This is a genomic window from Nitratireductor pacificus pht-3B, from assembly GCF_000300335.1.
Classification (GTDB): Bacteria; Pseudomonadota; Alphaproteobacteria; order Rhizobiales; family Rhizobiaceae; genus Nitratireductor; species Nitratireductor pacificus.
This window is the reverse complement of record NZ_AMRM01000017.1, coordinates 31,621-57,582: the sequence shown is the minus strand read 5'-3', so window position 1 is coordinate 57,582 and position 25,962 is coordinate 31,621. Positions and strand designations below refer to the sequence as shown.

At 65.0% G+C, this 25,962-nt stretch carries 22 protein-coding genes; 12 read left to right on the top strand and 10 right to left on the bottom strand.

Annotated features, from left to right (window positions below):
• The first annotated feature begins 2 nt into the window (after positions 1 to 2).
• The 4 genes from NA2_RS15130 to NA2_RS15115 all read left to right on the top strand — a co-directional run bounded on the left by NA2_RS15130 (position 3) and on the right by NA2_RS15115 (position 4,505).
• Positions 3 to 1,181, top strand: a complete 1,179-nt coding sequence (locus NA2_RS15130) for an MFS transporter (RefSeq protein WP_008597874.1) — start codon at positions 3 to 5, stop codon at positions 1,179 to 1,181.
• A 151-nt stretch (positions 1,182 to 1,332) separates the two neighbouring features.
• Complete coding sequence (ypfJ, locus tag NA2_RS15125; protein ID WP_008597873.1) at positions 1,333 to 2,253, top strand: KPN_02809 family neutral zinc metallopeptidase; 921 nt, start codon at positions 1,333 to 1,335, stop codon at positions 2,251 to 2,253.
• An 88-nt stretch (positions 2,254 to 2,341) separates the two neighbouring features.
• On the top strand, positions 2,342 to 2,839 hold the full coding sequence (locus NA2_RS15120; RefSeq protein ID WP_008597872.1) for a DUF2937 family protein: 498 nt from the start codon (positions 2,342 to 2,344) through the stop codon (positions 2,837 to 2,839).
• A gap of 79 nt (positions 2,840 to 2,918) precedes the next feature.
• Positions 2,919 to 4,505 carry a pilus assembly protein TadG-related protein gene (locus NA2_RS15115; protein ID WP_244423658.1) on the top strand — a complete coding sequence of 529 codons (1,587 nt, stop codon included), beginning with the start codon at positions 2,919 to 2,921 and terminating at the stop codon, positions 4,503 to 4,505.
• A 73-nt stretch (positions 4,506 to 4,578) separates the two neighbouring features.
• Here NA2_RS15115 and carA read toward each other — a convergent pair whose 3' ends face one another.
• Positions 4,579 to 5,778, bottom strand: a complete 1,200-nt coding sequence (gene carA / locus NA2_RS15110) for a glutamine-hydrolyzing carbamoyl-phosphate synthase small subunit (RefSeq protein ID WP_008597869.1) — start codon at positions 5,776 to 5,778, stop codon at positions 4,579 to 4,581.
• 408 nt (positions 5,779 to 6,186) lie between these two features.
• Between carA and NA2_RS15105 the strand changes: the two genes are divergently transcribed.
• Positions 6,187 to 6,636: a GatB/YqeY domain-containing protein gene (locus tag NA2_RS15105; RefSeq protein ID WP_008597868.1), complete on the top strand. Its 450-nt coding sequence runs from the start codon at positions 6,187 to 6,189 to the stop codon at positions 6,634 to 6,636.
• Between the two features lie 108 nt (positions 6,637 to 6,744).
• Here NA2_RS15105 and NA2_RS15100 read toward each other — a convergent pair whose 3' ends face one another.
• On the bottom strand, positions 6,745 to 7,782 hold the full coding sequence (locus tag NA2_RS15100) for an AraC family transcriptional regulator (RefSeq protein ID WP_008597867.1): 1,038 nt from the start codon (positions 7,780 to 7,782) through the stop codon (positions 6,745 to 6,747).
• A gap of 192 nt (positions 7,783 to 7,974) precedes the next feature.
• Between NA2_RS15100 and NA2_RS15095 the strand changes: the two genes are divergently transcribed.
• Together NA2_RS15095 and NA2_RS15090 are read left to right on the top strand one after the other, a co-directional pair.
• Entirely contained in the window at positions 7,975 to 8,427 is a 453-nt protein-coding gene (locus NA2_RS15095) for a cupin domain-containing protein (protein ID WP_008597866.1), read from the top strand.
• Between the two features lie 178 nt (positions 8,428 to 8,605).
• Positions 8,606 to 10,093, top strand: a complete 1,488-nt coding sequence (locus NA2_RS15090; RefSeq protein WP_040678124.1) for a flavin-containing monooxygenase — start codon at positions 8,606 to 8,608, stop codon at positions 10,091 to 10,093.
• 197 nt (positions 10,094 to 10,290) lie between these two features.
• Here the strand turns inward: NA2_RS15090 and NA2_RS15085 are convergent, their stop codons facing one another.
• On the bottom strand, positions 10,291 to 12,678 hold the full coding sequence (locus NA2_RS15085; RefSeq protein WP_008597864.1) for a bifunctional diguanylate cyclase/phosphodiesterase: 2,388 nt from the start codon (positions 12,676 to 12,678) through the stop codon (positions 10,291 to 10,293).
• A 258-nt stretch (positions 12,679 to 12,936) separates the two neighbouring features.
• On the opposite strand from NA2_RS15085, the gene dnaG reads away from it, so the two are divergent.
• A complete protein-coding gene (dnaG, locus tag NA2_RS15080) occupies positions 12,937 to 14,865 on the top strand; it encodes a DNA primase (protein ID WP_008597863.1) in 1,929 nt (642 codons plus the stop codon).
• 373 nt (positions 14,866 to 15,238) lie between these two features.
• On the top strand, positions 15,239 to 17,239 hold the full coding sequence (rpoD, locus tag NA2_RS15075) for an RNA polymerase sigma factor RpoD (protein WP_008597862.1): 2,001 nt from the start codon (positions 15,239 to 15,241) through the stop codon (positions 17,237 to 17,239).
• A 51-nt stretch (positions 17,240 to 17,290) separates the two neighbouring features.
• On the opposite strand, the gene NA2_RS15070 is transcribed toward rpoD, so the two are convergent.
• The 3 genes from NA2_RS15070 to NA2_RS15060 form a co-directional block, all read right to left on the bottom strand.
• Positions 17,291 to 18,088 carry an ABC transporter ATP-binding protein gene (locus NA2_RS15070; RefSeq protein WP_008597861.1) on the bottom strand — a complete coding sequence of 266 codons (798 nt, stop codon included), beginning with the start codon at positions 18,086 to 18,088 and terminating at the stop codon, positions 17,291 to 17,293.
• A complete protein-coding gene (locus NA2_RS15065) occupies positions 18,085 to 19,179 on the bottom strand; it encodes a FecCD family ABC transporter permease (protein WP_008597860.1) in 1,095 nt (364 codons plus the stop codon). Before NA2_RS15065 ends, NA2_RS15070 begins: the two co-directional genes overlap by 4 nt.
• A gap of 77 nt (positions 19,180 to 19,256) precedes the next feature.
• Positions 19,257 to 20,495 carry an ABC transporter substrate-binding protein gene (locus NA2_RS15060; RefSeq protein ID WP_202803248.1) on the bottom strand — a complete coding sequence of 413 codons (1,239 nt, stop codon included), beginning with the start codon at positions 20,493 to 20,495 and terminating at the stop codon, positions 19,257 to 19,259.
• 124 nt (positions 20,496 to 20,619) lie between these two features.
• On the opposite strand from NA2_RS15060, the gene NA2_RS15055 reads away from it, so the two are divergent.
• Together NA2_RS15055 and NA2_RS15050 are read left to right on the top strand one after the other, a co-directional pair.
• Positions 20,620 to 20,913, top strand: coding sequence for an HlyU family transcriptional regulator (locus tag NA2_RS15055; protein WP_008597858.1), 294 nt, complete (start codon positions 20,620 to 20,622; stop codon positions 20,911 to 20,913).
• Between the two features lie 59 nt (positions 20,914 to 20,972).
• A complete protein-coding gene (locus NA2_RS15050) occupies positions 20,973 to 21,662 on the top strand; it encodes a DUF599 domain-containing protein (RefSeq protein WP_157188253.1) in 690 nt (229 codons plus the stop codon).
• Positions 21,663 to 21,684: 22 nt separating this feature from the next.
• Here the strand turns inward: NA2_RS15050 and NA2_RS15045 are convergent, their stop codons facing one another.
• Positions 21,685 to 22,296 carry a TetR/AcrR family transcriptional regulator gene (locus tag NA2_RS15045; protein WP_008597855.1) on the bottom strand — a complete coding sequence of 204 codons (612 nt, stop codon included), beginning with the start codon at positions 22,294 to 22,296 and terminating at the stop codon, positions 21,685 to 21,687.
• Between the two features lie 218 nt (positions 22,297 to 22,514).
• On the opposite strand from NA2_RS15045, the gene NA2_RS15040 reads away from it, so the two are divergent.
• Positions 22,515 to 22,940 (top strand): VOC family protein, encoded by a 426-nt coding sequence (locus NA2_RS15040; protein ID WP_008597854.1) that lies wholly within the window; start codon positions 22,515 to 22,517, stop codon positions 22,938 to 22,940.
• A 99-nt stretch (positions 22,941 to 23,039) separates the two neighbouring features.
• Here NA2_RS15040 and NA2_RS15035 read toward each other — a convergent pair whose 3' ends face one another.
• From NA2_RS15035 to NA2_RS15025, 3 genes are all read right to left on the bottom strand, one after another.
• Complete coding sequence (locus tag NA2_RS15035; RefSeq protein ID WP_008597852.1) at positions 23,040 to 23,474, bottom strand: FKBP-type peptidyl-prolyl cis-trans isomerase; 435 nt, start codon at positions 23,472 to 23,474, stop codon at positions 23,040 to 23,042.
• A gap of 285 nt (positions 23,475 to 23,759) precedes the next feature.
• Complete coding sequence (locus NA2_RS15030) at positions 23,760 to 24,173, bottom strand: VOC family protein (RefSeq protein ID WP_008597850.1); 414 nt, start codon at positions 24,171 to 24,173, stop codon at positions 23,760 to 23,762.
• Between the two features lie 123 nt (positions 24,174 to 24,296).
• A complete protein-coding gene (locus tag NA2_RS15025; protein ID WP_008597849.1) occupies positions 24,297 to 25,850 on the bottom strand; it encodes an MFS transporter in 1,554 nt (517 codons plus the stop codon).
• Positions 25,851 to 25,962 lie beyond the last annotated feature (112 nt).

Sequence of the window (25,962 nt, the reverse complement as noted above, 5' to 3'; positions counted from 1 at the left end):
TGATGGACAGACGTCTTTTCCTTCTGGCTCTCGGCGCTTTCGCCGTCAGCACGGTCGCTTTCGTCTTTGCCGGACTGTTGCCGCTCGTCGCCGTCGATACGGGTGTCACGGTGGCGCAGGCGGGCTATCTCATCTCGGCCTATTCCTTCGCCTATGCCATTGGCACGCCGATTCTCTCCGCGCTGACGGGCGCCATGGACCGGCGGCGGGTGATCGCCCTGGCGCTGGCTCTCTTCGTCCTCGGCAATCTTGCGGCGGCTTTCAGCGGCGGCTTCCTGCCGCTGTTTGGCGCGCAGGTGGTCATCGGCGTGGCGGGCGGCCTGTTCGCGGCGACCGCCCAGGCGGCGGCGGTGACGCTGGCGGGCCCGGAACGGCGCGCCGCGGCGATCGCCGTGGTGGTCGGCGGGACGACGTTCGCCGTGGCCTTCGGCGCTCCGGCCGGCTCGCTCCTGGCGCATCTCGTCGGCTGGCGCGGAACCTTCCTCGGCCTGGCGGCGGTTGGCACGGCCTGCGCCGCGGCGCTTTGGCTGCGGCTGCCGCGCGACATGACCGGTTCGCATGCGACGCTCGGCGAAAGGCTGATGGTGATCCGCCGGCCGGGCATTCTGCCCAGCGTGACGATAACGCTGCTCTATCTGACCGGTGGTTTCACCGTGATCGCCTATCTCGGGCCGATCGTCATCGACGGGGTCGGACTTGCTCCGCACTATCTGCCGGCGATCCTGCTGACCTATGGCGTCGGCGCGATCCTCGGCAACTATGCCAGCGGACGGCTCGCGGACCGGCTCGGCGCGACGCGTGTGGTGGTCTGCTCGATGCTGATGGCCTCGCTGTTCGCGCTGCTTCTCTCGGGCATCATGCTGTTCGTTCCAGCCCGGATCGCCGGTCCGCTCCTGATTGTGGCAATGGTGCCGTGGGGTTTTGTCGGCTGGACCTTCCCCCCGGCGCAGGCGAGCCGGCTTGTGGGTTTCGCGCCCGACGCCGCCCCGCTCAGCCTGGCACTCAATGCCTCTGCGATCTATTTCGGGATCGCGCTGGGGACGCTGGTCGGCGGGCGCGTGCTGGAATTCTCCGACGTTTCCGGGCTCGGCGCCGTCGGCGCGGTGTTTCCGCTCCTGGCGCTGCTCCTGCTGTATCTCAGCCGCAGGCCGGCGCGGAGGGCCGTGCCGGCCGCCCTTTAGGTGTGCTCCCTCACAGGTCCCGCATAACCGCAATGGTTCATGACTTTAGCAATTCATTGGGATAACCTGTCGCCAACTGAACAGACAACCGGCGCATGCGCGCGGCGTTTGCGCCGGTTTTTTGCGTAGAACGCGATCAGGAGCCGATTATATGCGTTGGAAAGGCCGCCGTCAGAGCAACAATGTCGAGGATCGCCGTGGCGAGCGCGGTGGCGGGCTTCCCGGTGGCTTCGGCCGTTCAGGCGGTCGCGTGCGGCTGCCGATGGGCGGCGGGCGCAGGGCCGGCGGCGGGCTCTCGGGAATCATCATCCTGGTGGTGCTGTTCTTCGCGCTGCGCGCCTGCGGCATCGATCCGCTGGAGATGCTCTCCGGCGGACCCGCCGGCGGGGGCGGCCAGGTGACCCAGCAGGCGCCGGGCGGTTCGGGAACCGCAAGCGACGAGATGAGCCAGTTCGTGAGCGTCGTCCTGGCGGAAACCGAGGATACCTGGAAGGGCATCTTCCAGTCGCAGGGGATGCAATACCAGGAACCCTCGATGGTGCTGTTCACGGACGGGGTGCGTTCGGCCTGCGGCTTCGCTTCATCCGCTTCCGGGCCGTTCTACTGTCCGGGAGACCAGAAGGTCTATCTGGACCTCGGCTTCTTCAACCAGCTTTCGCGCCAGTTCGGAGCGTCGGGCGATTTCGCGCAGGCCTATGTGGTGGCGCATGAGGTCGGTCACCACGTCCAGAACATCACGGGCATCCTTCCGCGCTTCAACGAGATGCGGCAGCGCATGAGCCAGGCGGAAGCCAACGCCATGTCCATTCGCGTCGAGCTGCAGGCCGACTGCTTCGCCGGCATCTGGGCGCACTATACGGCGCAGAAGGGGCTGCTCGAGGAGGGCGATCTGGAGGAGGCGCTCAACGCCGCCAACCAGATCGGCGACGATACGCTGCAACGCCGCACCCAGGGTTACGTGGTGCCGGAAAGCTTCAACCATGGCACGTCGGAACAGCGGCGGACATGGTTCTCGCGGGGGCTCAAGAGCGGACGGCTGGCCGATTGCGACACGTTCAACGAACCTGTCTGAAAACCCGGCGGGAACCACCCGCCCGGTTACGGCCCGCTGTTCCATAGCCATCTGAGAGGCATTACGGAACATGTTCGGATTGGGAAGAATGATCGGCCTTGCCGTGTCGGTGGGCTGTGGCATCGTCACGTCGCAGGCGCCTGAACTGGCACAGCAGTATCGCCAGAGGCTGAACGGGGCGCTGCACGAACTCGGCGGCGTGGTGGCCGCCTTCGACGCGGATGCGGCGAGGAACAACCTGCAAAGGCCGGAGGCTCTGGCGCTCTACCAGGCATCGGACGATGCGTTCCTGCGCGACCGGGGACAATCCGTGCAGGTCGCCATCGACAGGCTGGACACGCTTGCCCGGCAGTCCTTGGCGCTAGACGCTCTGCCAGCGGCGGCGCGTCCTCTGGCGCTGGTCAACGCGCCCGACACGACCGTGCTGCGGGGGACGCTGGGCGATTTCGAACCGGCGGTGCCGATCACCCCGCACGGCCTCCTGTGGGCCGGTGTCGGGTTCCTGTTCGGCTTCGGCCTGTGGTCCCTGCTGAGACGCTTGTTTCGGCGGAGGAAAGCGCGGCCGGTGCCGGGTGCGCGTGTATAAAATCGGGAGTACCCGCTTAAGCTGTCCTTAAAGAAAGGCGGCTAGGGTCCGGCCACGATTTGGCTAGGGCGGGTTTCTCATGTCTTTCTCATTACGCTGTTCGCTCCGCACGGGTGTGGCTGCCCTGCGGAAGTTCGGCGCCGATCGGGCGGGCAATTTCGCGATGATCGCGGCGGTTGCCATGCTGCCGCTGGTCGGCATCGCCGGCTTCGCCGTCGATTACTCCAACATGAGCAGGGTGCGGGTCCAGTTGCAGCAGGCGCTCGACAGCGCGGTGCTGGCGGTGGCGCAGAAGGGGAGCAAGATCTCCGACGCAGAGGCCGAGGGCATCGCCGAACGCTTCATGTCCGGCAATCTCGATCCGAAATACATCGACCTGCAGGTGCTGCGTTCCGGCACCTCGGTGACGGTTCAGGCGAAGGTGGATGTGGGGCTTTACTTCGGCGGCGTCCTCGGCCGGAAGTCGATGCCCGTCTCTGCGTCCTCGAGCGCCGACGTGGCGCTGCTTTCCTACGAGATCGCGCTGGTGCTGGACACGACCGGTTCCATGCGCGGCGGGAAGCTGCAGGCGATGAAGGATGCGGTCACCGGGCTGATCGACGACATCTCGGCTCAGGTTTCCGACAAGGAAAGACTGAAGTTCTCGCTCGTTCCCTTCGCCACCTTCGTCAATGTCGGTCCGCAATACGGGCCGGAGTTCGATAGGAAAGGCCGGATCAAGAAGGGGACCGGCGCGGAATGGCTGGACATAAAGGGAAAGAGCGACATTCCCCAGGTGGAGCTTAAGGCCGGCATCAGCCGGTTTGAACTGTTCCACAATCTCGGGCAGGAGTGGAAGGGCTGCGTGGAAACCCGCATGGCCTCGAAGAAGGGCGACCACGACGTGGACGACACGCCGGCGGTCGCGTCGGAGAAGGCCAGCATGTTCGTGCCCGCATTCGCCATCGACGAGCCGTCGCGCGACGAGGGCTACTGGAACGACTACATCGATTCAGAGGTGCCGGTGCTCGGTGGTTTGTTAGGTCTGAAGCTGAAGAAATACGGCGTTCAGGATCTCCTGGGACTGGTGCTTTCGCCGCCGAAGAATGTCGATATCAGCAGTGGCAAGGGACCCAATCGCGGCTGCGACATGCAACCGATTACCCCGCTCAGCAGCGATTACCGCGATCTCGAGCGCAAGGTCGGAGAACTGCAGGCCAACGGCAACACCAACATCATGGAGGGCGTCGCCTGGGGCATGCGTGTCCTGTCGCCGCACGAGCCTTTCGCCGGCAGCGCCTCGCGCAACGGGTTGCAGAAGATCATGATCGTGCTGACCGACGGCTCCAATGTGTTCGGCAACACGGGCAATGATCTGGGATCGAGCTATTCAAGCTTCGGCTATCTGATCGATGGGCGTCTGGACGGACTGACCCTCGCGAGCAGTTCCGTCACGACACGCCGGATGAATGACAAGACGCTCGCCGCCTGCAACAATGCCAAGGAAAAATACGACATCGACATCTACACGATCCGCCTGGAAGAGCCGGACGTGAACACCGGGACGATGCTGCGCGACTGCGCCAGCGATCCGAGCCAGTTCTTCGACGCGCCCTCGCGCAGCCAGCTGAAGGACGTTTTCCGGGCGATCGGCGAGAAGATCATTGAGCTGCGCCTGTCATCATAGACGCGCATCGGGTCCGGAAATGGAAAGGGCGGCTTCAAGGCCGCCCTTTGTCTTTTACGGGGTTTGCTCAGCTTTATTCGGCCAGGGCCGGCTCACCCTGCCGCGCGCGGATCAGATTGGCGAAACGGCGGAACAGGTAGTGCGAATCCTGCGGTCCGGGCGAGGCCTCGGGGTGGTGCTGGACGGAGAAGACGGGCTTGCCCGTCAGCGTCAGGCCGCAGTTCGAGCCGTCGAACAGGGAGACATGGGTCTCCTCGACGCCGTCGGGCAGCGTGTCGCCATCGACCGCGAAGCCGTGGTTCATGGACACGATCTCCACCTTGCCGGTGGTGAAATCCTTGACCGGATGATTGGCGCCGTGATGGCCCTGATGCATCTTCACCGTGCTGGCGCCGAGGGCGAGCGCCAGAAGCTGATGGCCGAGGCAGATGCCGAACATCGGAATTCCGATCTCCAGCAGCTCACGGATCATCGGCACTGCGTAGGAGGCGGTGGCCGCGGGATCGCCGGGGCCGTTGGACAGGAAAATGCCGTCCGGCTGCAGCGCCAGGATGTCGGCGGCCGCCGTCTGCGCCGGGACGATGGTGACCTTCGCGCCGAGGCCCGCCATCAGGCGCAGGATGTTGCGCTTGGCGCCGTAATCCACCGCTACGATGTGCATTTTCGGGGCAGCCTCGGAACCGTAGCCCTCGTTCCAGACCCACGGCGTCTCGCTCCAGCTGCCGGACTGGCCCGAGGTGACGTCCTTGGCGAGGTCGAGGCCGACCAGGCCGGACCAGGCGCGGGCCTTCGCCTTCAGAGCATCGAGATCGAACCGGCCATCTGGATGATGGGCGATCACCGCATTGGCGGCGCCCTTGTCGCGCAGCAGGGCGGTGAGGGCGCGCGTGTCGACGCCGCAGGCGGCGACCAGGCCGCGCCGCTTCAGCCAGTCGTCGAGATGGCCGAGCGAACGGTAGCTGGAAGGGTTCGAGATATCGGCGCGCAGGACCGCGCCGACCGCACCGGCGCGGGCGGCAGGGTGCAGGTCCTCGACGTCTTCCTCGTTCGCCCCGATGTTGCCGATATGGGGGAAGGTGAAGGTGACGATCTGGCCCGCATAGGACGGGTCGGTCAGGATTTCCTGGTAGCCGGTGAGCGCCGTGTTGAAGCAAAGCTCGCCGGTCGCTTCGCCGGTGGCGCCCAGCCCCTTGCCCTCGATGACTGTGCCGTCGGCCAGAACGATCAGCGCTGTGGGCCGGGTCTCACTCCAGGGGGGCGTGTTGGTCGCCATGGGAAGGTCTCCATTCTTGCTGGTCCCGGATACAGCCGATCTCGGGCGGTGTTCGGACGCGTGTCGCCACCGTGGGCGTTTGCACCCGTCCTCAGGCTGTTTCCGTTTGATGCTTGTCGGTCACCGGTTCTCACTTTTTCGCGCGCGGCGCAAGGGGCCTTGAAACAAGCGCCCACATACGCCATATGGCGCATCGAAGTGCGTCGAGCCGAAGGCCAACAGGCCTGCCACCCGCACAGAACCAAGATTGTCCATGCAAGGCGCGGACAATAAGCAAAGGCAGATATGCGGTCAATTGCCGGCGGATAATTATTTAATCTAATATTTCCAATGGCTTATAAAATCTCAGCCGCTTGCTTCACGAACCAGCCAGAGCTATGTTCACCCTTGCGACGGGAGACAGGTGTTATGCGCGAGCAACTCGCCAAGGCGTTGAATGACGCCGTTAAACAGCAGGACAAGCGCCGCATTTCAACGCTGCGTCTGGTCCAGACGGCCATCAAGGACCGTGACATAGCCAATCGCGGCGCCGGCAAGGATCCGGTCAGCGATGAGGATATCCTGCAGATTCTGGTCAAGATGGCCAAGCAACGCCAGGAATCCGCCAAGGCCTTCGAGGAAGGCAACCGCCTGGAACTCGCCGAACAGGAGCGCCAGGAAATCGTTATCATCTCGGAGTTCCTGCCCAAGCCGCTCGGCGAGGCGGACCTGCAGAAGGTCTGCGCGCAGGTGGTGCATGAGGTCGGCGCCGACGGGCTGCGCGACATGGGCCGCTGCATGAACGCGCTGAAGGAAAAGTTCCCTGGCCGCATGGATTTCGGCAAGGCGAGCGGCATCGTCAAGGGCATGCTGCGCTAGAGCGCCGTGCGTCCATTTGGACGCACAAGGACGCTCTATCTATTTGTTTTTTCTGCATTTATGCGGACGCCAGGTGATTCCACCTGACTGCAAAATGCTATAGCGCCTCTATGCGCGCGTACCGGTGAAGCACGGCATGATCGTTCCGGCGGCGCGGCGGACGGTCTCGCTCGGCAGTTCGCCGAATTCCCGGCGATAGTCGCCGGCGAAGCGGCCGAGATGCGTGAACCCCCAGCGGAAGGCGACGTCGGTTACCGGCTCGCTTCCGGCCCCGGCGATCAGTTCGAAACGCACCCGGCGCAGACGTTCGCGCGTCAGGCTGCGCATGGGGGATGACTTCAGGATGGTCCTGTAGCCGAGCTGCAGCGTGCGCGGCGCGACGCCGGCGGCCCGGGCGATATCGACCAGCGTCACCGGTTCCGCCGCATGCGCGCGGATGAACTCCTCGGCGCGCTTGATATGGCGCGGATTGGCGCCGGTGCGTTCCTCCGCGAAGAACAGGCTGCAATTGTTGGGCTGGCCGCGCAGGAACAGTTCGAGCAGTCGCTGCTCGTTGAGAACGGTCTGGATCGTCGGCCGTCCCGGTGCGGTCTCGGCCGCTTCGGCGGCGTGGAACATGGCGTTCGCCATGCTGCGCCAGGCCAGCATCTCGGGCCGCGAGAAATCGATCAGGGGATCGAAGATCAGGGGCGCAGGCAGGTGGCGGTCGAGCAATTGCTCGGCAAGCGCCACGAACGGCGCCTTGCGCACCTGCACCAGGATCTGGGCGCAGCCCTGCCACCACTTCATGCGGGTGGCGAGATCGGCGTTGAGCACGGAGGCGATGCCGCGATTGGTCAGGAATTCACGGTCGCCATTGCGTATCGTCGCCGCGCCGGTGATGGGCATCTGGATCAGGTAGAAATCGCCGAGTTCGCCGGGGTCGATCAGCACGTCGGCGCCATAGCTGATGTAGTTCAGCGAGAGGATGTCGCCGGCCGCGTGATGATGCTCGGCGCGAAAGGGTCTGCCGTCACCGATGATATCCAACCGGTGGCTGCAGAACTTCTCCGCGACCCGTTCTCTTGCACAGTCGAGATCGTCCGACTGAAACAGCACATGTGCAGAAAGCGGAGCCGCCTTGCGGGGGGCTTCGTTCGCATGCATGGGCGCAGATTAGCACAATCGCTCCCCGCATAAACCGCAAAGCGCGGCGTGTCGCCGCGACATGACGATTGTTGCGTTTTCCGGATAGTCGGCGCGCCGGGCGGATAGCGCCCGGCCGTTGCAGGCGGGTAGCGTTGTGGCGGAACCAGAAAAGGCCGGCAAGGCCGCATCCGCCAAAATGGGAGTTATCAGATGAGCCAGCAGCTCGACAAAGGCATCACCCGCGAGGGAACCGGCTTCAACGGCAAGACGTGGAACATCCTCGGGCAGGTCTATTTCCCGAAGGCCGTCGGCGAGAGCACCTTCGCCTTCGAGACCAACAGCGAGCCGGGCCAGTTCGTGCCGGTCCACATCCACCCGACGCAAGACGAGTTCATCCTCGTGCAGGAAGGCGAACTCGACCTGAAACTCGACGGGGAATGGGTCAAGGCGAAGGCCGGCGACCTGGTGCGCATGCCGCGCGGCATCCCGCACGGCTATTTCAACAAGTCGGACAAGCCCGCCCGGGCGCTGTTCTGGGTCTCGCCGGCGCGGATGCTCGAGAAGCTGTTCGGCGAGCTGGACAACCTCACCGACCCCGAAGAGGTGGTGAAGGTGTCGGCGATGCATGAGGTGGACTTCCTGCCGCCCGAGGCCAACGACTAGCAGGCGAACGGGCGGAGCCGAGCTCCGCTACCCGGACAATCATAAAAAAGGCAGGGCGCTTCCCGGTGTCCGGACGGACACCCCGCGCTCCGCAGATGAACGGCCCGACGCGGCGATGGCCGGCGCGCGTGGAATGCGCCCGGTCGGCCGGACGTGCGCGGCCGGCAAGGGGAACCATATGGTCGACAAGAAGAATGTCTGTGTCATCGGCGCCGGCGTCAGCGGGCTTGCCGCCGCCAAGGCCTTCATGGAGCGCGGCCACGTGGTCAGCGTGATCGAGCGCAGCCACGATCTGGGAGGCGTGTGGGAACCGTCGCGCTCGTATCCCGACGTGCAGACGCAAAGCCCGAAGGAGCTCTACCGCTATACGTCGAAACCGATGCCTGAAGCCTATCCGGAATGGCCGAAGGGACCGCAGGTGTATGCCTATCTGCGCGACCATGCGCGGGAGAACGGCATTTTTCCGCATATCCGCTTCGACACCACGGTCCTCGGCATGGAACGCCGCGCCGACGGCCGGAAGGGCTGGACGCTGTCGCTCGCCACGCCGGAGGGCGAGACGAGCGAGGATTTCGACTTCGTCGCCATCTGCAGCGGGCAGTTCAGCGATATGAACATGCCCGCATTTCCCGGTCGTGCGGACTTCGAGGCCGCTGGCGGGCAGGTGCTGCATTCCTCGCAATACACGGACCCGGCGACGATCCGGGGCCAGCGCGTGACGGTGCTCGGCTTTTCCAAGTCGGCGACTGACATTGCCGTCAACGCCGTGAAGTCCGGCGCGGCGAGCGTGACCATCGTCTATCTGGAATCGGTGTGGCGCATCCCGTACTTCATCGGCGGGCTGATCAATTTCAAGCGCATCCTCTACATAAGGGCGCAGGAGAAGATGTTCCCCGGCTGGGGACAGACGGCCATGGCGCGGCTCAGCCACGCGGTCGCGAAACCCTTCGTCTGGGCCAACTGGCGGGCGCTCGAAAGCCTGTTGTCGCTGCAACTGAAACTGAAGAAGACGGGGCTGAGACCGAAGACGCCGATCGAGACCGGCATCAACTGCTCGGTGCCGATCGTCACGCCGGGCTTCTTCGACATGGTCGCCGACGGGCGGATCGAGGCGATCCAGGGAACCTTCGACCGCTACGAAGCGGATACGGTCGTGCTGTCGGGCGGCGAGCGGGTCGGGACGGATTGTGCGATCCTCGCCACCGGCTGGAAGCTCGGCGTGCCGTTCCTGCCGGAGGAGTATCGGCGCAAGCTGGTCGAGCCGGACGGCCAGTACCGGCTCTATCGCATCGTCGCCAATCCGGACCTGCCCGATATGGGCTTTGTCGGGTTCAACTCGTCCTTCTGCACCGTGCTGAGCGCGGAACTGGCCGCCAACTGGCTGGTGCGCTACGCCGACGGGATGCTGGAAAACCAGCCGACGCCGGAAGAGATGAACGCCAACATCGAGATGATGCTGCGCTGGAAGCGGGAGGAACGCCCGGCGGCCGGCGTCTATGGCGGGCTATGCGTGGCGCCCTATCACTTCAAGCATTTCGACGAGCTGATCGCGGACATGGGCGCGACGGTCCGCAGGCGCAATCCGCTCGCGGAGAACCTGTCGCCGCCAAATGCCGATGCCTATGCGCGCTATCTCAAGAGTGCGCCGGATTACCGGGCGGCATAGCATTGCAGTTGCGACTTACGCCGCGTTCCGTCACGCCCCCCTCTGCCCTGCCGGGCATCTCCCCCAAAAGGTGGGAGATAAGCTCTCATCAAGGCTGATGATCAGCGAAACCATCAATGACGGCCAATCTCCCCACCTGTGGGGGAAATGCCCGGCAGGGCAGAGGGGTGCGAAGGAGCGCGGGCCCATTACGGCATCTAGGCTGCGCTGGCCGCCGCTTCCTGCCGGGAACCGGCTTCGGGCGTTTCCGAGAAATCCTCGATCGGCGCGGGCCGGCCGAGATAGTAGCCCTGGCCGATCTGGCAAAGCTCCTTCGACAGGAAGCTCAGCTCGCCCGAAGTCTCGACGCCCTCGGCGAGCACCGGCAGGCCGAGGCCGCGGCCGATGCCGAGCACGGCCTTGACGATGGTGGCGGCCTGCTCGTTGGTATCGACCTGGCGGATGAACGAGCCGTCGATCTTGATCTTGTCGAAGGGGAAGGCGCGCAGGTTCGACAGCGACGAATAGCCGGTGCCGAAATCGTCCATAGCGACCCGCACACCGAGCGCCTTCAGCTGGCGCAGGCTGGCCAGCGCCCGGTGCATGTCGCGCACCAGCGCGGTCTCGGTGATCTCGATCTCGAGCCGGTGGGGCGACAGGCCGCTCTGCAGAAGGATGCGATGTACGGTCTGCGGGAAGTTGGCGCTGTGCAGCTGAACCGCCGACACGTTGACGGCGATGGTCACGTTCGATGCCCAGCCAGCCGCGGTCCTGCAGGCGGTCTCCAGGACCCACTCGCCGATGGGGACGATCGCGCCGCTCTCCTCGGCCACCGGCACGAACACCGACGGCGAGACGTTGCCGCGTTCGGGGTGCTGCCAGCGGAGCAGCGCCTCGTAGCCGATCACCTCGCCGGTATCGAGCTTCTTCTGCGGCTGGTAGACGAGACGAAACTCCCGGCGTGAGACGGCGTGGCGCAGCTCATGCTCCATGATGCGGCGCGAGCGCGCTTCCTGGCCCATGGCATGTTCGTAGAAGCGATAGGTGTCGCGCCCTTCCGACTTGGCGCGGTAGAGCGCGGTGTCTGCGTGGGTGATCAGGGTTTCCTGGTCCTGCGCGTCCGAGGGGTAGAGCGCGATGCCGATACTGGTCGACATCAGGCCGTCGCTGGTGGCCTGCTCGTTCTCGTGGCGGAACGCCTCGAGGATGCGTTCGGCGATGGTCGCGGCCTGATGGGGATCCGACAGGCCGGGCGCGATGATGGCGAATTCGTCGCCGCCGAGGCGGGCGAGCATCTGCCCCTCCGCAAGCACCCGGCCGGCGCTTTCGGCGACCTTGCGCAGCATGGCGTCGCCGGCGGCGTGACCGAACAGGTCGTTGACCTCCTTGAACCGGTCGAGGTCGAGGCAGAGGAGGGCGATCGAATGGCCTTCCGGCAGGGCCGACATCTCCTCTTCGAGCCGGGCGGAGAAATTGCGCCGGTTCGGCAGGCCGGTCAGCGCATCGTGCAGCGCTAGGCGGCGGATGTCGGCTTCCGCCTTCTTGCGTTCGCGGATGTCGCGCACCGCGATGATCGTGTGCGGCCGGCCGCCATAGTCGATGATGCGGGAGATGATCTCGACCGGATGCCGGCCGCCGTCGCTGTGCAGCAGCGTCGCCTCCCAGATGGGTTCCTCGCCGCCGGTGGTGGCGTCGGAAGCCGTTATGGCGCCGAACAGCCTGGTGAAGTCCATGCCCATCAGCTCGCCGAGGCTACGGCCGCTCAGCGTGCACAGGCTCCTGTTGGCGGTGACGATGGTCGTGTCATCGCAGACGATCAGCCCTTCGACCGCCGCATTGGCAAGGCCGTGCATGCGGCGTTCCTCGAGCTTGGCGCGGCGACCGTCGCGGATATCGACCCACAGAGCGAGACCGGTCAGCGTCAGGATGGCGAAGGCTGCAAGCGATACGCCGGCGGCAAGCCAGGCGGCCGGAATCGAGGACGGCGAGATCGTGACCGCCGCATCGGGATGGATCGCGACGGCGCCCATGGCGATGAAGTGCATGCAGCAGATGGCGAGCGTCAGCGTCAGGGTCGCGATCACGTTGGCGGCGCCCGAGGGACGCCGCAGCGCCACCCGGATGGCGAGCGCGCCCAGCATCACGCCTGCAAAGAGGGACGCAGCGACGAGGCGCTGGTCCCAGACGATGCGGCCCTCCACCTCGAACGCCATCATGCCGGTGAAATGCATCGCGGCGATGCCGGCGCCGAGGACCGCGCCGCCGACCAGATGATGATCCACCGTCTGCCGGTATGCGGCGACGGCGATGCCGGTGCCCGTGATGACAATGGCGATGGCCAGCGAGGCCAGGGTCAGCGGCAGATCGTAGGCGCTGGGTATCCCGGGGGAGAAAGCCAGCATGGCGACGAAATGCGTGGCCCAGACGCCGAAGCCGAACGAGATCGCCGAGACCGTCGCCCATAAATAACGCAGGCGGCCGCTGGCCCGGCGCAGGTGCTGCAGCAGGCTGATCGCCGTGAAGGAAGCGATAGCACCGATAATACCGGCCAGGACAACCAGGCCAGGATTGTGTTCGTTGACAATACAGTTATAGACAGTAAGCACGCTTGATCCGCCACCCAGAGTTGTTCTCTCCTGGTCAGCCTTCGGCGCTGGCGCGCTTGGCTGCTTCTTAGGCTTTCTCGCCTTTGAGCCGCTCCTAGCATGGGCTCATTGAACAATCGGTTAAGTTGCAATTCTCGTGGTGCGTGCAGATTTGCCGGCGAGGCGGTCTGTGAATTCCGGGCAGAACCCGGGGAGAGAATTCGCCGTCGCGGATGATCGTGCTTATATGGAGGCTGAACACAGGCCGACCCGAACATCATGCGCTTCTCTAACTCGTTCCTCGATGAAATCCGCGACCGCGTGCCCATCTCGCAGGTGGTCGGCACACGCGTGACCTTCGACCGGCGCAAGACCAATGCGTCGCGGGGTGATTACTGGGCCTGCTGCCCGTTCCATGGCGAGAACACGCCGAGCTTCCATTGCGAGGACCGCAAGGGCAGGTACCACTGCTTCGGCTGCGGCGTGTCGGGCGATCATTTCCGCTTCCTGAGCGAGCTCGACGGGATCAGCTTTCCCGAGGCGGTCGAGCGGGTGGCGGACATGGCCGGCGTGCCGATGCCGGAGCGCGACGCGCAGGCGGAGAAGCGCGAGAAGGAACGCGCTTCGCTGACCGACGTGATGGACATGGCGGCCGGCTTCTTCCAGGACATGCTGCAGGGGCAGGCGGGTGCCGCGGCGCGCTCCTATCTGCGCGGACGCGGCCTGTCGAGCGCCACGCAACAGGCCTTCAGGCTCGGATACGCGCCATCGAGCCGCAATGCGCTGAAGGAGTTCCTGGCGGGGAAAGGCGTCGGAAAGGAGCAGATCGAGGCTTGCGGGCTGGTCGTGTTCGGGCCGGACATCCCCGTTTCCTACGACCGGTTCCGCGACCGCATCATGTTTCCGATCGAGGATGCGCGCGGGCGGGTGATCGCCTTCGGCGGGCGGGCGCTGTCGGCCGACGTGCCGGCCAAGTATCTCAACTCGCCGGACACCGAACTCTTCCACAAAGGCAATGTCCTCTACAATCTGGCCCGGGCGCGGCGCGCGGCGGCGAAGGGCGGTAGCGTCATCGCGGTGGAAGGTTACATGGACGCGATCGGCCTCGCCCAGGCCGGGTTCGACAATGCGGTGGCGCCGCTCGGCACGGCGCTGACGGAAAACCAGCTCGATCTCCTGTGGCGCATGTCGGGCGAACCGGTGCTGTGCTTCGACGGTGACGAGGCGGGGCTGCGCGCCGCCTGGCGGGCGGCCGACCTGGCGCTGCCGCTGGTCAAGCCGGGCCGCAGCCTGCGTTTCGTCATGCTGCCGGAGGGCAAGGACCCCGACGACATTGTGCGCGAGGCGGGGCCCGACGCTTTCGCGGCGATGCTGTCGAATGCGCGGCCCCTGGCGGACCTTCTGTGGATGCGGGAGACGTCCGGCAAGGTGTTCGACACGCCGGAGCGGCGCGCCGAGCTCGAAAAGAACCTGCAGGCACTGACCGGCCGCATTGCCGACGAGGACCTGCGCCGGCACTATGCGCAGGACATGCGCGAGCGGGCGCGGACCTTCTTCGGCGGGGACAGCGCCCCGCGTCGCGGCCAGGGCGGCGGTTTCCGCGAGGGCGGACAGTCGAGGCCGTCCGGGCGACCGGGCGCCGCGTCGGGGCGGTTCGCCGTCTCCGAGAGCCTCGCCCGTTCGGCGCTGGTGCGCGGCTCGACGCCGACCATGCCGCTGCGCGAGGCGGTGCTGATGGTCTCGCTGGTCAATCACCCGGAACTGATCGACGCGTATTTCGACGCGGTCGAGCAGATGACGCTGGCGAGCGGCGATCTGGCGCGGCTGCGCCTCAACATCCTCGACACGGTTGCGCACAACAGGACGCACGACCGTGCGCTGCTGATGGCGAAGATCGAGGAGGCGGGGCTGGCGGGGATCTGGGCGCAGGCGGAATTGCGGGTCAAATCGGCCTATCAGTGGCCGGCGCTGGAGACGGCGGCGCTCGACGATGCGCGCGAGGCCTTCGCCCAGACGCTGCACTTGCACCGGCGGGCCAGCTCTCTACATAAGGAGCTCAAGGCGGCCGAACTGGCGCTGGCGACCGACTGGAACGAAGAGGACGCGCGACACCTGGTGGAGATCCAGGCCGAGCTTGGCAATCTGCAGGCGACGGAAGCGCTGATCGAGGGCTTCGGGGTCCTCTCCGGACGGGCGAATCGCTCCTGAGGAGCGGAGTGAGGTCCCGGGCGCCTGCGGCATGCCGATGGCGCCGGACCGGGAAAATCGACGCGATTCGCCGTGTGATTCGCTTTTTTGCCGCGAATCATGGCACTCCGGCTTGACCCGGCGTGCGATTGCGGGAATCAGGTTCGATTCGACAAAGGCTGTCCGACGCCCCACATATGGCATGGCGAAACTGACCAGACGCAAGATACCGAAACCGGACACAACGGGGTGTCCCTCTCAGGATCAGGGTTAATCGGGCATTAACGCGGCGGCAGCTAGATCACGAATCAGTGGCGAGAATGCCGCTACGGACGCTCGCGGGAGCGGCAGCGACGGGGTCACAGGAACCCCGCTCGGTTGGAGAAGACAAAGCATGGCGACAAAAGAGAAGGAAGAGGTCGAAACCGAACGCGAGGGCTCCGACGGCCCCTTGCTCGACCTTTCCGACGACGCAGTCAAGAAAATGATCAAGGCCGCCAAGAAGCGCGGCTATGTGACGATGGACGAGCTGAACGCCGTCCTCCCCTCCGGTGAAGTCAGTTCCGAGCAGATCGAGGACACGATGGCGATGCTGTCCGACATGGGCATCAACGTCGTCGAGGATGACGAGGTCGCGGAGGACAATGATTCCAGCGACGACAGCGAGGACAGCAACGAGCTGGCCGAACGCACCGGCACGGCCCTGGCGACCGCCACCAAGAAGGAACCGACCGACCGCACGGACGACCCGGTGCGCATGTATCTGCGCGAGATGGGATCGGTCGAGCTTCTGTCGCGCGAAGGCGAGATCGCCATCGCCAAGCGCATCGAGGCCGGTCGCGAGACGATGATCGCGGGGCTGTGCGAAAGCCCGCTGACCTTCCAGGCGCTGATCATCTGGCGCGACGAGCTGACCGAAGGCAAGATCCTGCTGCGCGAGATCATCGATCTCGAGGCGACCTATGCGGGTCCGGAAGCCAAGCAGGCGCCGGTTGTGCAACGCCCCGACGAAGATGCCAAGCCGGCGGACGAGAAGCAGAAGCGCGCGCGCAGCGACGACGACATCACCAATGTCGGCGGCGAGAGCCAGCCCGAAGAGGAAGAGGACGAAGAGGACGAGGCCAATCTGTCGCTGGCGGCGATGGAAGCCGAGTTGAAGCCGGGCGTCATGGAGACGCTGGACTTCATCGCCGACACCTACAAGAAGCTGCGCAAGCTGCAGGACCAGGAAGTCGAATCGAGCCTCGCCGACGGCGACAGCCTTTCGGCGAGCCAGGAGCGCCGCTACAAGCAGCTGAAGAGCGAACTGATCACCTCGGTCAAGTCGCTGTCGCTGAACAATGCGCGCATCGAGACCCTGGTCGAGCAGCTCTACGACATCAACAAGCGCCTCGTGCAGAACGAGGGCCGCCTGCTGCGCCTGGCCGAAAGCTATGGCGTGCGCCGCGACGACTTCCTGAAGGAATATCAGGGATCGGAGCTCGATCCGAACTGGTCGGAGCGGATCGGCGGACTGACGACGCGCGGCTGGAAGGAGTTCACCAAGAACGAGACCGCGGGAATCGAGAAGCTGCGCGCCGAGATCCAGAACCTGGCGCAGGAAACGGCGATCTCGATCGGCGAGTTCCGCCGCATCGTCAACCAGGTGCAGAAGGGCGAGCGCGAGGCAGCGATCGCCAAGAAGGAGATGGTGGAGGCCAATCTTCGCCTCGTCATCTCCATCGCCAAGAAGTACACGAACCGCGGTTTGCAGTTCCTCGACCTCATCCAGGAAGGCAATATTGGCCTGATGAAGGCGGTGGACAAGTTCGAGTACCGTCGCGGCTACAAGTTCTCCACCTATGCGACGTGGTGGATCAGGCAGGCGATCACCCGTTCGATCGCCGATCAGGCGCGCACGATCCGCATCCCGGTGCACATGATCGAGACGATCAACAAGATCGTCCGCACCTCGCGCCAGATGCTGCACGAGATCGGCCGCGAACCGACACCGGAGGAACTGGCCGAGAAGCTCGCCATGCCGCTGGAGAAGGTGCGCAAGGTGCTGAAGATCGCCAAGGAGCCGATCTCGCTCGAAACGCCGGTCGGCGACGAGGAGGATTCGCATCTCGGCGACTTCATCGAGGACAAGATGGCAGTGCTGCCGATCGACGCGGCGATCCAGGCGAACCTGCGCGAGACGACGACGCGCGTGCTCGCCTCGCTGACACCGCGCGAGGAGCGCGTGCTCAGAATGCGCTTCGGCATCGGCATGAACACCGACCACACGCTGGAGGAAGTCGGCCAGCAGTTCTCGGTGACGCGCGAGCGTATCCGCCAGATCGAGGCGAAGGCGCTGCGCAAGCTCAAGCATCCGAGCCGGTCGCGCAAGCTGCGCTCGTTCCTCGACAGCTGATCGCTCTCAGGCGACCACCCAAAAGCCCGGCCTCGTGCCGGGCTTTTGATTTCAGGCGACCGCGCGCACCGGGATGCGTTCTGGCAATCGCGCATCCACATAGGCATTGCCCGAGCGGCTGGTTTCGAGGCTGGTCGTGACCTGGTAGGTCTCGCCGATTGCCGGCAAGGCGAGCACCTTGCGCGTTTCCCCTTCGGCCACCACATGCCCGTTGCGCAGCAGGATCAGCCGGTCGCAGAACTTTGCCGCCAGATTGAGATCGTGCAAGGCCGCGATCACCACCATTCCGCCACGGCGCGCCTCCTCGTGAACGCGCGTCAGGATCGAAAGTTGATGATGCAGGTCGAGCGCGCTGGTCGGCTCGTCGAGCAGCATCAGCCGGGGCGCGCGCACCAGGCATTGCGCCACCGCCACCATCTGCGCCTGTCCGCCTGAAAGGGCACCGATGGGACGGTCGGAAAGATGGGGGATCGACAATGTGTCCAGGGTCGCGCTGACCCGGGCGATCTGGTCGCCGCCGACCCGCCATCCGCCCTCCTGCTTCAAGGCGAGAAGAACGCTTTCGAAGACGGTAAGCGCGGCATTGCAGCCATAGGCCTGGGGCATGTAGACCACCTGCCGCGCGCGCTCGGTCCGCGACAGGGCATCGAGCGATTTCCCGTCCAGATCCATCGTTCCAGAACGGGCGCGGATCAAGCCGCCAAGGGCTTTGAAGAGCGTCGACTTTCCCGCCGCATTCGGACCGATCAGGCCGATAAAGGAGCCCGGTGCGAGCGCTTCGGTGGAAACCTGGTGCAGCACCTGCCGGTTGCCGTATGAGACAGTGAGCTTGTCGATGATGAGCGTCATCTGAGCTTCTCCTTGCGGGTGGACAGGATGAGGGAGACGAAGACCGGAACGCCGATCAGCGCGGTGACAATACCGATCGGGTAGAGCACGCCGGGGGTCACGGTCTTCGAGACGATGGAGGCGATGGACAGGACCAGCGCGCCGACAATGGCCGAGAGCGGCAGGAAGAAGCGCTGATCCTCGCCCACCAGCATGCGGGCGATGTGCGGTCCCACCAGGCCGACGAACCCGACCGTGCCAACGAAGGAAACCGCGGTTGCCGCCAGAAGCGAAATGCAGATCAGCAGTTCGATACGCAGGCGCCCGACATCGACCCCCATTGAGCGTGCCGTTTCCTCACCCATGCGCAGCGCGGTCAACTGCCAGCTGCGCAGCATGCAGAAGGGCAGGATGAGTGCGAGAAGCAGGGCGCCGAGCTGAATTTTCTCCCAACTGGCGCGCGACAGCGATCCCATCATCCAGAACACGATGCGGGAAAGCTCATCCTCGGAAGCCGCGTATTGCATCATGGCAAGAAGGGCATTGAAGGTGAAGAAGATGGCGATGCCGAACAGGACCATCGTGTCGGCGCCGGCCCCGCGAAGACGGCTTGCCAACAGCAACAACGCGCAGGTGCCCAGCGCGAAGAAGAACGCGTTGATCGTGACGATCAGCGGTCCGATATTGGGTATGACGCTCATCCCGGTGACGATGGCCAGCGCAGCGCCGAAACTGGCGGCGGAGGAGACGCCGAGCGTGAAGGGTTCGGCGAGGGGATTGTTCAGGATGGTTTGCATTTCCGCGCCGGCCGCACCTAGCATGGCGCCGACCAGAATGGCGGTGACGGCCACGGGCAGGCGGTAGTCCCAGACGACCACCTCCAACTTGACGCCATGGGCCCGCGCATCGAGCAGGGTATCAAACACGATCTTGAGGCTGAAATTGCCGGGGCCGTTGGTGATATCGACCATGAAGGAGACGAACAGGAATGCGGTGAGGAGGCCGACAAGCGCCAGACGGCGTCCTATGCGGCTGCGATAGCCCAGCGCCGGATTTGCGGCCACCGGATCAATGGCCGTTGGAACGGGTTGCGGATCGGCGTGTGTGTTCATGATCGCTGTCTTTTCGCGGTCCGGAAAGGGGCGCAGCCACCGGCCCGGTTGTATCAACCGGGCCGGGGAGTGTGCGGCTATTGCAGTGCGGCCCAGAAGCGGCCGCTATAGTCGATGGGCAGGAAACGGTCATGCACCGCCCTGAAGTTCGCCTCGGGATCGACATCGGCGAAAAGGTCCGGGTGGAACCACTTGGCGAAGGCCTGCATGGCGACGAAGTGATAGGGGCTGTTGTAGAACTGGTGATAGACCGAATAGAACCGCTTGTTCTTCACGGCCGAAAGTTCCGGCCACCCCTTGCGACCGGCAAGGGCCGCCAGCCGCTTTTGAATATCCGCGTCGTCGGCCTCGTAACCGAACAGGACGGCCTCTGTGGAGGGTCGTGCCTCAGACCAGTTGGCGCCCGTGCCGATGATGATGTCCGGATCGTCGGTGAAAATCGCCTCGAGATTGACCATCCCGCCGTAGCCGGGAAACTTGCGTGTGCCCCAATTGATGCCGCCCGCAAGATCGACCAACCTGCCGAGATTGGCGCTTCCGAACGTGCGGCAGCATTCTCCAGGGTCGTATCCCGCCGCCGTTTCGATGAAGACCAGCGGCTTGTCATCATCCGAGACGCCGGCCAGACGCCCGGTGACGATGCTCATCTGCTCGTTGTAGAAGTCGATGAACTCGGCCGCTTCCTTGCGCCGGTCCAGAACCTTGCCGAGCAGCAAGAGGCTTGGAATCGTGTTTTCGGTGGGGTTTTGCCGAAAATCGATGAAGATCGCTGAAATGCCGGCTTTCTCCAGTTTCTCAAGAATACCGCTTTCCTGAGTCTTCAACAGGTCGCCCAGATTCATCACCACCAGTTCGGCGTCGAGCGCGATCAGCTTTTCAAGGCTGTACTCGGCATCGTAAGGATTGCCGAGATTGGCGATGTCCCTGGCCTGCGGAAAACGTTCCTCATATTTGCGCCAGGCATCGGGATCGTAGTTGATCAGGTCGTCCTTCCATCCGACGACGCGTTGAAACGGATTCTCGCGGTCGAGCGGGGCAATCGAATAGAGCATCCGGCCTTCGCCAAGCACGACGCGCGAAGGGTTGGGTTCCACTTCGACGGTGCGGCCGGCAAGGTCGGTCACAGATATTTTTTCTGCAAGGGCGGGGGAGGCCGCCAATGCCAGCGCCAACATTGCAGTGGAGAACGCAGCGCACGTGCCGCGTAACAGATTCGAGGGTTTCATGGTCTCTCCTGACGCATGTTCAAGGTCTGCAGGGTCAGGCTGGCGGCGGCTAGCGAGCCGCACAGAACGATATATGACATAAATAGTCAAGTTATTGCGCGGGGCAGTCCTTGCAGGGCTCCTGAGCTGCCATATCCTCTATGGAAATCGACACAAACCGGTTTCCCGCGCCTGACGAACTGCGCTAAACATTGTCGGATCAAGGGAGAGGATCATGTCATTTCTGAAACGGCTTTTTGGCGGCGGATCGACGGCGACGACCCAGGCGGACGGCAAGCCGGTCGGGGAGGCCGTCGAGCACAAGGGGTTCCTCATCCAGCCAACGCCGTTTTCGGAGGATGGTCAGTACCAGACCTGCGCGATGATCTCGAAGGAGATCGACGGCACGCGCCGCGAGCACCGGCTGGTGCGCGCCGACCGTTTTCCGAGCGCCGAACTTGCCGCCGAGCAGGCGGTCCGCAAAGGGCGCCAGGTGATCGACGAGCAGGGAGAGGCGATTTTCGGCTGACCGGCCGTCCGGACCTCCCGTCCGCCGGGCGGCCTCGATGATTCAAGGGGGGAATGACCATGACGCTCGCCGCCTCGCTGTTCCCGCTGCTGTGCTGGCTGTCCTATGTGGTCTTTGCGGGGTGGCTCGAAAGGCGGCGGCCGTCCCTCTCGATCATCATGGGCGCGCAGCGCAAGCGCTGGGTGCGCAACGCCGTGCGCCGCGAGACGCCGCTCGACGCGATCCTGTCCGGCAATCTGATGAGCGCGGTGTCGTTCTTCGCCTCGACCACGGTGCTGATCATCCTGGCGCTGATCGCCGTGCTGGGGCAGGTCGATTCCGTGGTGGAGGCCGTCAGGGTGATGCAGCCCGGCGTCGATCTCACCACGGCGGCGGTCGAGCGGCACATCGTCATCTTCCTGATCATGTTCGTCATGGCGTTCATGGCCTTCACGCTGTCGCTCCGCCAGTTCAACCATTTCTGCATCATGCTGGGCGCGGCCGATCACACGGAGGCGGGGGACCAGGAGGAGATCTACGTCATGGCGGCGCTCAACACGCTCGCCGCGCGCAACTTCAATCACGGAATACGCGTCTACTATTTCGCCATCGGGATGATCGCCTGGTTCGTCTCCATCTGGGCGGGGATCGTGGTGAGCGTGCTCGTCTTCGGCTCGATCCTGTACCGCGAGTTCTTCTCGGCCGCGCGCGAACTGGTCGCCGGACTGAAGCAGGACCTTCCGAAACAGGACGGCACGCGGGACGATTGACCGTACGGCCCCGGCCTGTCGGTCAATCCGCGCCGCCAGTCTTTCCCGCTGACAGACCCTCGATCAGGCCCGCCAGTGCCCGATGGCAGGCGTCGGCGTCCGCGCCGGCCTCGATGGTCAGCGCCGCCCTGTCGAACGCGGCTCCCAGCAGACCGGTCAGCGGGTCGAGCGGCAGCCGGCGAATGGCACCGGCGCGCATCGCCGCGGCAAGGCCCTCGCGCAGGGTTCTGTTGCCATGGCGGCTGTCGATCTCATCCATCCGGGCGCGCCCGAGGACGGCCGGCCCGTCGAGGAGCAGAAGCCGGGTCCGGCCGGGTTCGGTCATGGCGGCGAGATAGGCCCTGCCGCCGTCGATCAGGGCGCGAACGGGGGAGGCGGCATCGTCCGAGCCCTGCTCGATCTCTTTCGCGACCTGTTCGGCCTCCCGTTCGACCACCGCCTGCAGCAGGGCCTGCTTGTCGGCGAAATGGTGATACAGCGCGCCGCGCGTCAGCCCGGCCGACCTGACGATCTCCGGTGTTCCCGTTTCGGCATAGGATTTCTCGATGAAGAGGCGCCGCGCGGCGGCGATGAGCTTCTCGCGGGTTTCCTCCGTCCTTTCCCGGTTGGAGCGTCGCGCGGATTCCTGTTGCATGCATGCAGCCTGTATGTTAATCGAATTTACGTACATGCTGTATGTATAATGCAGGTGCGCACCGAAGGAAAGCCGGTTGTCGAGCGGAATGACGGCCCTTCACGCGGGCAGACGTCCTGACCGGTTGGCCTGCCTGCATCGGACGACAGAAACAGAGGCCTGGCGTCGCCGCCGTTCCACAGGAGCGTGTCGCGCCAGTCACCTAAGGGAAGAGAGATATGAAGAGCACCAGCTATTACCCGGTCATCATGACCGACAGGGTGGCCGAAACGGCCGCATTCTACTGCACGCATTTCCGGTTTCAGCCGATGTTCGAAGCCGACTGGTACGTCCATCTGCAATCGACGGAGAATCCGCGGGTCAATCTGGCGGTGATGGACGGCTCGCACGAAACCATTCCCGAGGCCGGGCGAGGGCGGGTTTCCGGAATCATCCTCAACTTCGAGGTGGAGGACCCGGATGCGGAATACGCGCGCGCCGTTGCCGCCCGTCTGCCGATCCTGCAGGAGCTGCGCGACGAGGCGTTCGGCCAGCGGCATTTCATCACCGCCGATCCGAACGGCGTTCTGATCGACATCATCAAGCCGATCCCGCCGTCGGCGGAGTTCGCCGAGCAGTACGCGCCGGAAGCGGTGCCCCAGTGAGATTTCGACGGTTCATCGTTCCATCGGAATGATGAACCGGCCAATCTGCGTTTCTGCGTTCCTGCAAAGGTCAGGTGACCGCGGCCGACTGAAAACGCCTTAGCCGTTGACGATCTCGACCACTTCGACCTGGAAGATGAGGTCCTGGCCGGCGAGCGGGTGATTGGCGTCCACCGTCACGTCCTGATCGGTCAGGTCAATGACGGTGAGGGCGATCTGGCCGCCGTCTTGTGTCGTCGCCTGCAGGCTGGTGCCCCGCGTCAGCTGAAGCTCCGGCGGCATGGCGGACCGGGGAACCACCTGAACCCGGGTCTCGTCGCGGGGGCCGTAGGCCTCGGCGGCGGGAACCGTCAGCGTGGCGCTTACGCCGACAGCCATGCCCTGCACCTGCCGGTCGAGGCCTGGAATGATCTGGCCGCTGCCGACCTGGAACTCCAGCGGCTCGCGGCCCGCCGATGAATCGAACTGGCTGCCGTCGGTCAGCGTGCCCGTATAGTGAATGCGCACGACATCGCCCGTCTTGATCTGGCTCATGTCTGTCTCTCAATCGTTCGTGTCGGAAGATGGTGACGCAGACAGTCCTGCAAGCGCCGATGACAAGGGGCCGCATGGGAAGCACCCCTCGTCGAAGCCTAGTCGCTTTGCCGCCAAGATGCAAAATTCGTCAGGAAGCAGCCGGAAAGCCCCGTTCGCACGGGGCTTTCCGGCCTGGCGGCGATCGCTTCCGGCTCGTGGGCTGGGGAGCGCTTGGGGAGCCGGATCGCCGCCGCCCCCGCGGCGTGCATGGCGGGCATCGCCGCGAGGGATCCGAGTAGGGGCCTACTTTCCGACGATCGCCCACTTCACGCCGAAGGGGTCACGCACCTCGCCATAGCGGTCGCCCCAAAACATCGTCTCCAGCGGCACGACCACGTCGACGCCGGCGCCTATGGCACGCGCCCACCAGCCATCCACATCGTCGACCGCAAGGGTCAGCGTGAAGCCCTGATGCCGCTGAAGCGGCTGGCCGTATTCCGGGTAGGGGTCGCAGAGCATGATCGAACCGCCATGAATGTGCAGATGGATGTGCATGGTGCGCCCCTGGTCGTCGCTTGGCTGGCGGTAGACTTCGCGCGCGGCAAAGGCCTGCTCGTAGAATTTCGCCGCCTTGGACGCGCCGCCGACCATCAGGTAGGGGACGATGCCGCCCAGGACTGCTGGCGCTTCCTGCACGGCGGCGTCGGCGTCTGACATTGCTTCTTCTCCTCTGTCACGGCCCGCCTGTCGGGCCTTGTCAGGAGGACGAACGGACTGGCGCCGATCCGACAGAAACCAGAACTTTGTGCGCCACCCGCAACGGACGGGTGGCGCAAGGGGTCATTCGGCCGGCGCGAGCGCGCCGCTTTCCGGCTCGGAGGTGTTCACGTTGCGCAGCAGAACCGCCACCAGCAGGGCCGCCGCCAGCGCGATCGCCGCGCACAGGGCCGCCGCGAGGACGAGGCCGCTCGAGAAGGCCGCCTGGGCGCCCTCGACGAGCCTGCTGCCGAGTGGCGCCGGCAGGTCCGCCGCGACCGTCAGCGCGCCGCCCAGCGTGTCATGGGCGATGGCCGCCACCTCGTCGGGTATGCCGTCCGGCGCCGTCCGGACGATGCCGGTGCGGTACACGGCGGTGACGATGCTGCCGAGCAGAGCGATGCCGAGCGCGCCGCCGAGTTCGGTACAGGTCTCCGCGATGGCCGAAGCCGCCCCGGCGCGCTCGGGCGTGACCGTGCCGACGACGAAGTCGGTGGTCAGCGTGAAGACCGGAGCGAGGCCAAGCGAGAACAGGGTGAAGGCGGCGATCATGGCGATCAGCTCCCCGAGGTTTGCCGCCCAGGCCACTGCAGCGAAACCGGCGGCGGCGATGACCAGACCGGAGACCATGAGCAATGACGGGCGGATGCGCCCGGCAAGCATCGGCGTGATCATCGAGCCGGCAATGAAGGCGACGCTGGAGGGCAGGGACCAGAGGCCGGCCTCGAGCGGCGACAGGCCGAGCACCAGCTGCAGATACTGCGCGATGAAGAGGAACGAGCCGAAGGCGATGAAGAAGGCCAGCAGATTGACCAGCAGCGAGGCCGAAAAGGCCGGCTCGCGGAACAGGGCGAGATCGATCAGCGGATCGGCGAGCTTCCTCTGGCGCAGGAGGAACAACCCGGCCAGGACGATGCCGAGCAGGATGGCTCCCAGCGCCAGCGCGGAAACACCGTGCTCGGCGATCTGCTTGACGCCGAAGATGACGGAGAGGATCGCTACAAGCGACATCAGCGCACTGAGGATGTCCAGCCGTCCGGCGTCCGGATCGCGGAATTCGGGCAGCAGGAATGGCCCGACGACCAGCAGCAGGACCATCACGGGAACGGCGATCAGGAACACCGAACCCCACCAGAAATAGGCGAGCAGCGCCCCGCCGACCAGCGGGCCGATGGCGGCGCCGGCGGAGAAGCTGGCAATCCACACGCCGATGGCGAAGGTGCGTTCGCGCGGATCGTGGAACATGTTGCGCAGCAGGGAGAGCGTCGAGGGCGCCAGCGTGGCGGCGGCGAGGCCGAGCAGCGCGCGGGCGACGATCAGCATGGCCGGGGTGGTGGCGAAGGCGGCGAAGATGGAGGCCAGGCCGAAGGCGGTGGCGCCGATCAGCAGCAGCTTGCGCCGGCCGATCCGGTCGCCCAGCGTGCCCATGGTGATGAGCGAGCCGGCGATCAGGAAGCCGTAGATATCGACGATCCACAGCAGCTCGCCGCTGCTCGGCTTCAGGTCGGCGCTCAGATGCGGGACCGCGAGATTGAGGACGGTCATGTCCATCGCGTAAAGGAGGCAGGGCAGGGCGAGGACCGCCAGGCCGATCCATTCGCGGCGACCGGCGCGCGGCATTTCAAGAGGGGCGTTCATGACGAATCCTTTCGTCTGTGCCTTGGCGGTCGGGGTGGCGCCTTGGCGATGGGGGCAAAGGGGATGGCGACGCGCGGCGTTTCAGCGTCGCCGGCACAATCTCACAAGCCTC

What these genes read in the sequence shown, in the direction of transcription:
- NA2_RS15095 (WP_008597866.1), top strand. Translation starts at nt 7,975, where the DNA reads ATGAGCCAGCAGCTCGACAAAGGCATCACCCGCGAGGGAACCGGCTTC.
- NA2_RS15100 (WP_008597867.1), bottom strand. Translation starts at nt 7,782, where the DNA reads ATGCATGCGAACGAAGCCCCCCGCAAGGCGGCTCCGCTTTCTGCACAT.
- NA2_RS15090 (WP_040678124.1), top strand. Translation starts at nt 8,606, where the DNA reads ATGGTCGACAAGAAGAATGTCTGTGTCATCGGCGCCGGCGTCAGCGGG.
- NA2_RS15120 (WP_008597872.1), top strand. Translation starts at nt 2,342, where the DNA reads ATGATCGGCCTTGCCGTGTCGGTGGGCTGTGGCATCGTCACGTCGCAG.
- NA2_RS15065 (WP_008597860.1), bottom strand. Translation starts at nt 19,179, where the DNA reads ATGAACACACACGCCGATCCGCAACCCGTTCCAACGGCCATTGATCCG.
- rpoD (WP_008597862.1), top strand. Translation starts at nt 15,239, where the DNA reads ATGGCGACAAAAGAGAAGGAAGAGGTCGAAACCGAACGCGAGGGCTCC.
- dnaG (WP_008597863.1), top strand. Translation starts at nt 12,937, where the DNA reads ATGCGCTTCTCTAACTCGTTCCTCGATGAAATCCGCGACCGCGTGCCC.
- NA2_RS15035 (WP_008597852.1), bottom strand. Translation starts at nt 23,474, where the DNA reads ATGAGCCAGATCAAGACGGGCGATGTCGTGCGCATTCACTATACGGGC.
- NA2_RS15045 (WP_008597855.1), bottom strand. Translation starts at nt 22,296, where the DNA reads ATGCAACAGGAATCCGCGCGACGCTCCAACCGGGAAAGGACGGAGGAA.
- ypfJ (WP_008597873.1), top strand. Translation starts at nt 1,333, where the DNA reads ATGCGTTGGAAAGGCCGCCGTCAGAGCAACAATGTCGAGGATCGCCGT.
- NA2_RS15040 (WP_008597854.1), top strand. Translation starts at nt 22,515, where the DNA reads ATGAAGAGCACCAGCTATTACCCGGTCATCATGACCGACAGGGTGGCC.
- NA2_RS15105 (WP_008597868.1), top strand. Translation starts at nt 6,187, where the DNA reads ATGCGCGAGCAACTCGCCAAGGCGTTGAATGACGCCGTTAAACAGCAG.
- NA2_RS15030 (WP_008597850.1), bottom strand. Translation starts at nt 24,173, where the DNA reads ATGTCAGACGCCGACGCCGCCGTGCAGGAAGCGCCAGCAGTCCTGGGC.
- NA2_RS15070 (WP_008597861.1), bottom strand. Translation starts at nt 18,088, where the DNA reads ATGACGCTCATCATCGACAAGCTCACTGTCTCATACGGCAACCGGCAG.
- NA2_RS15130 (WP_008597874.1), top strand. Translation starts at nt 3, where the DNA reads ATGGACAGACGTCTTTTCCTTCTGGCTCTCGGCGCTTTCGCCGTCAGC.
- carA (WP_008597869.1), bottom strand. Translation starts at nt 5,778, where the DNA reads ATGGCGACCAACACGCCCCCCTGGAGTGAGACCCGGCCCACAGCGCTG.
- NA2_RS15050 (WP_157188253.1), top strand. Translation starts at nt 20,973, where the DNA reads ATGACGCTCGCCGCCTCGCTGTTCCCGCTGCTGTGCTGGCTGTCCTAT.
- NA2_RS15115 (WP_244423658.1), top strand. Translation starts at nt 2,919, where the DNA reads ATGTCTTTCTCATTACGCTGTTCGCTCCGCACGGGTGTGGCTGCCCTG.
- NA2_RS15025 (WP_008597849.1), bottom strand. Translation starts at nt 25,850, where the DNA reads ATGAACGCCCCTCTTGAAATGCCGCGCGCCGGTCGCCGCGAATGGATC.
- NA2_RS15055 (WP_008597858.1), top strand. Translation starts at nt 20,620, where the DNA reads ATGTCATTTCTGAAACGGCTTTTTGGCGGCGGATCGACGGCGACGACC.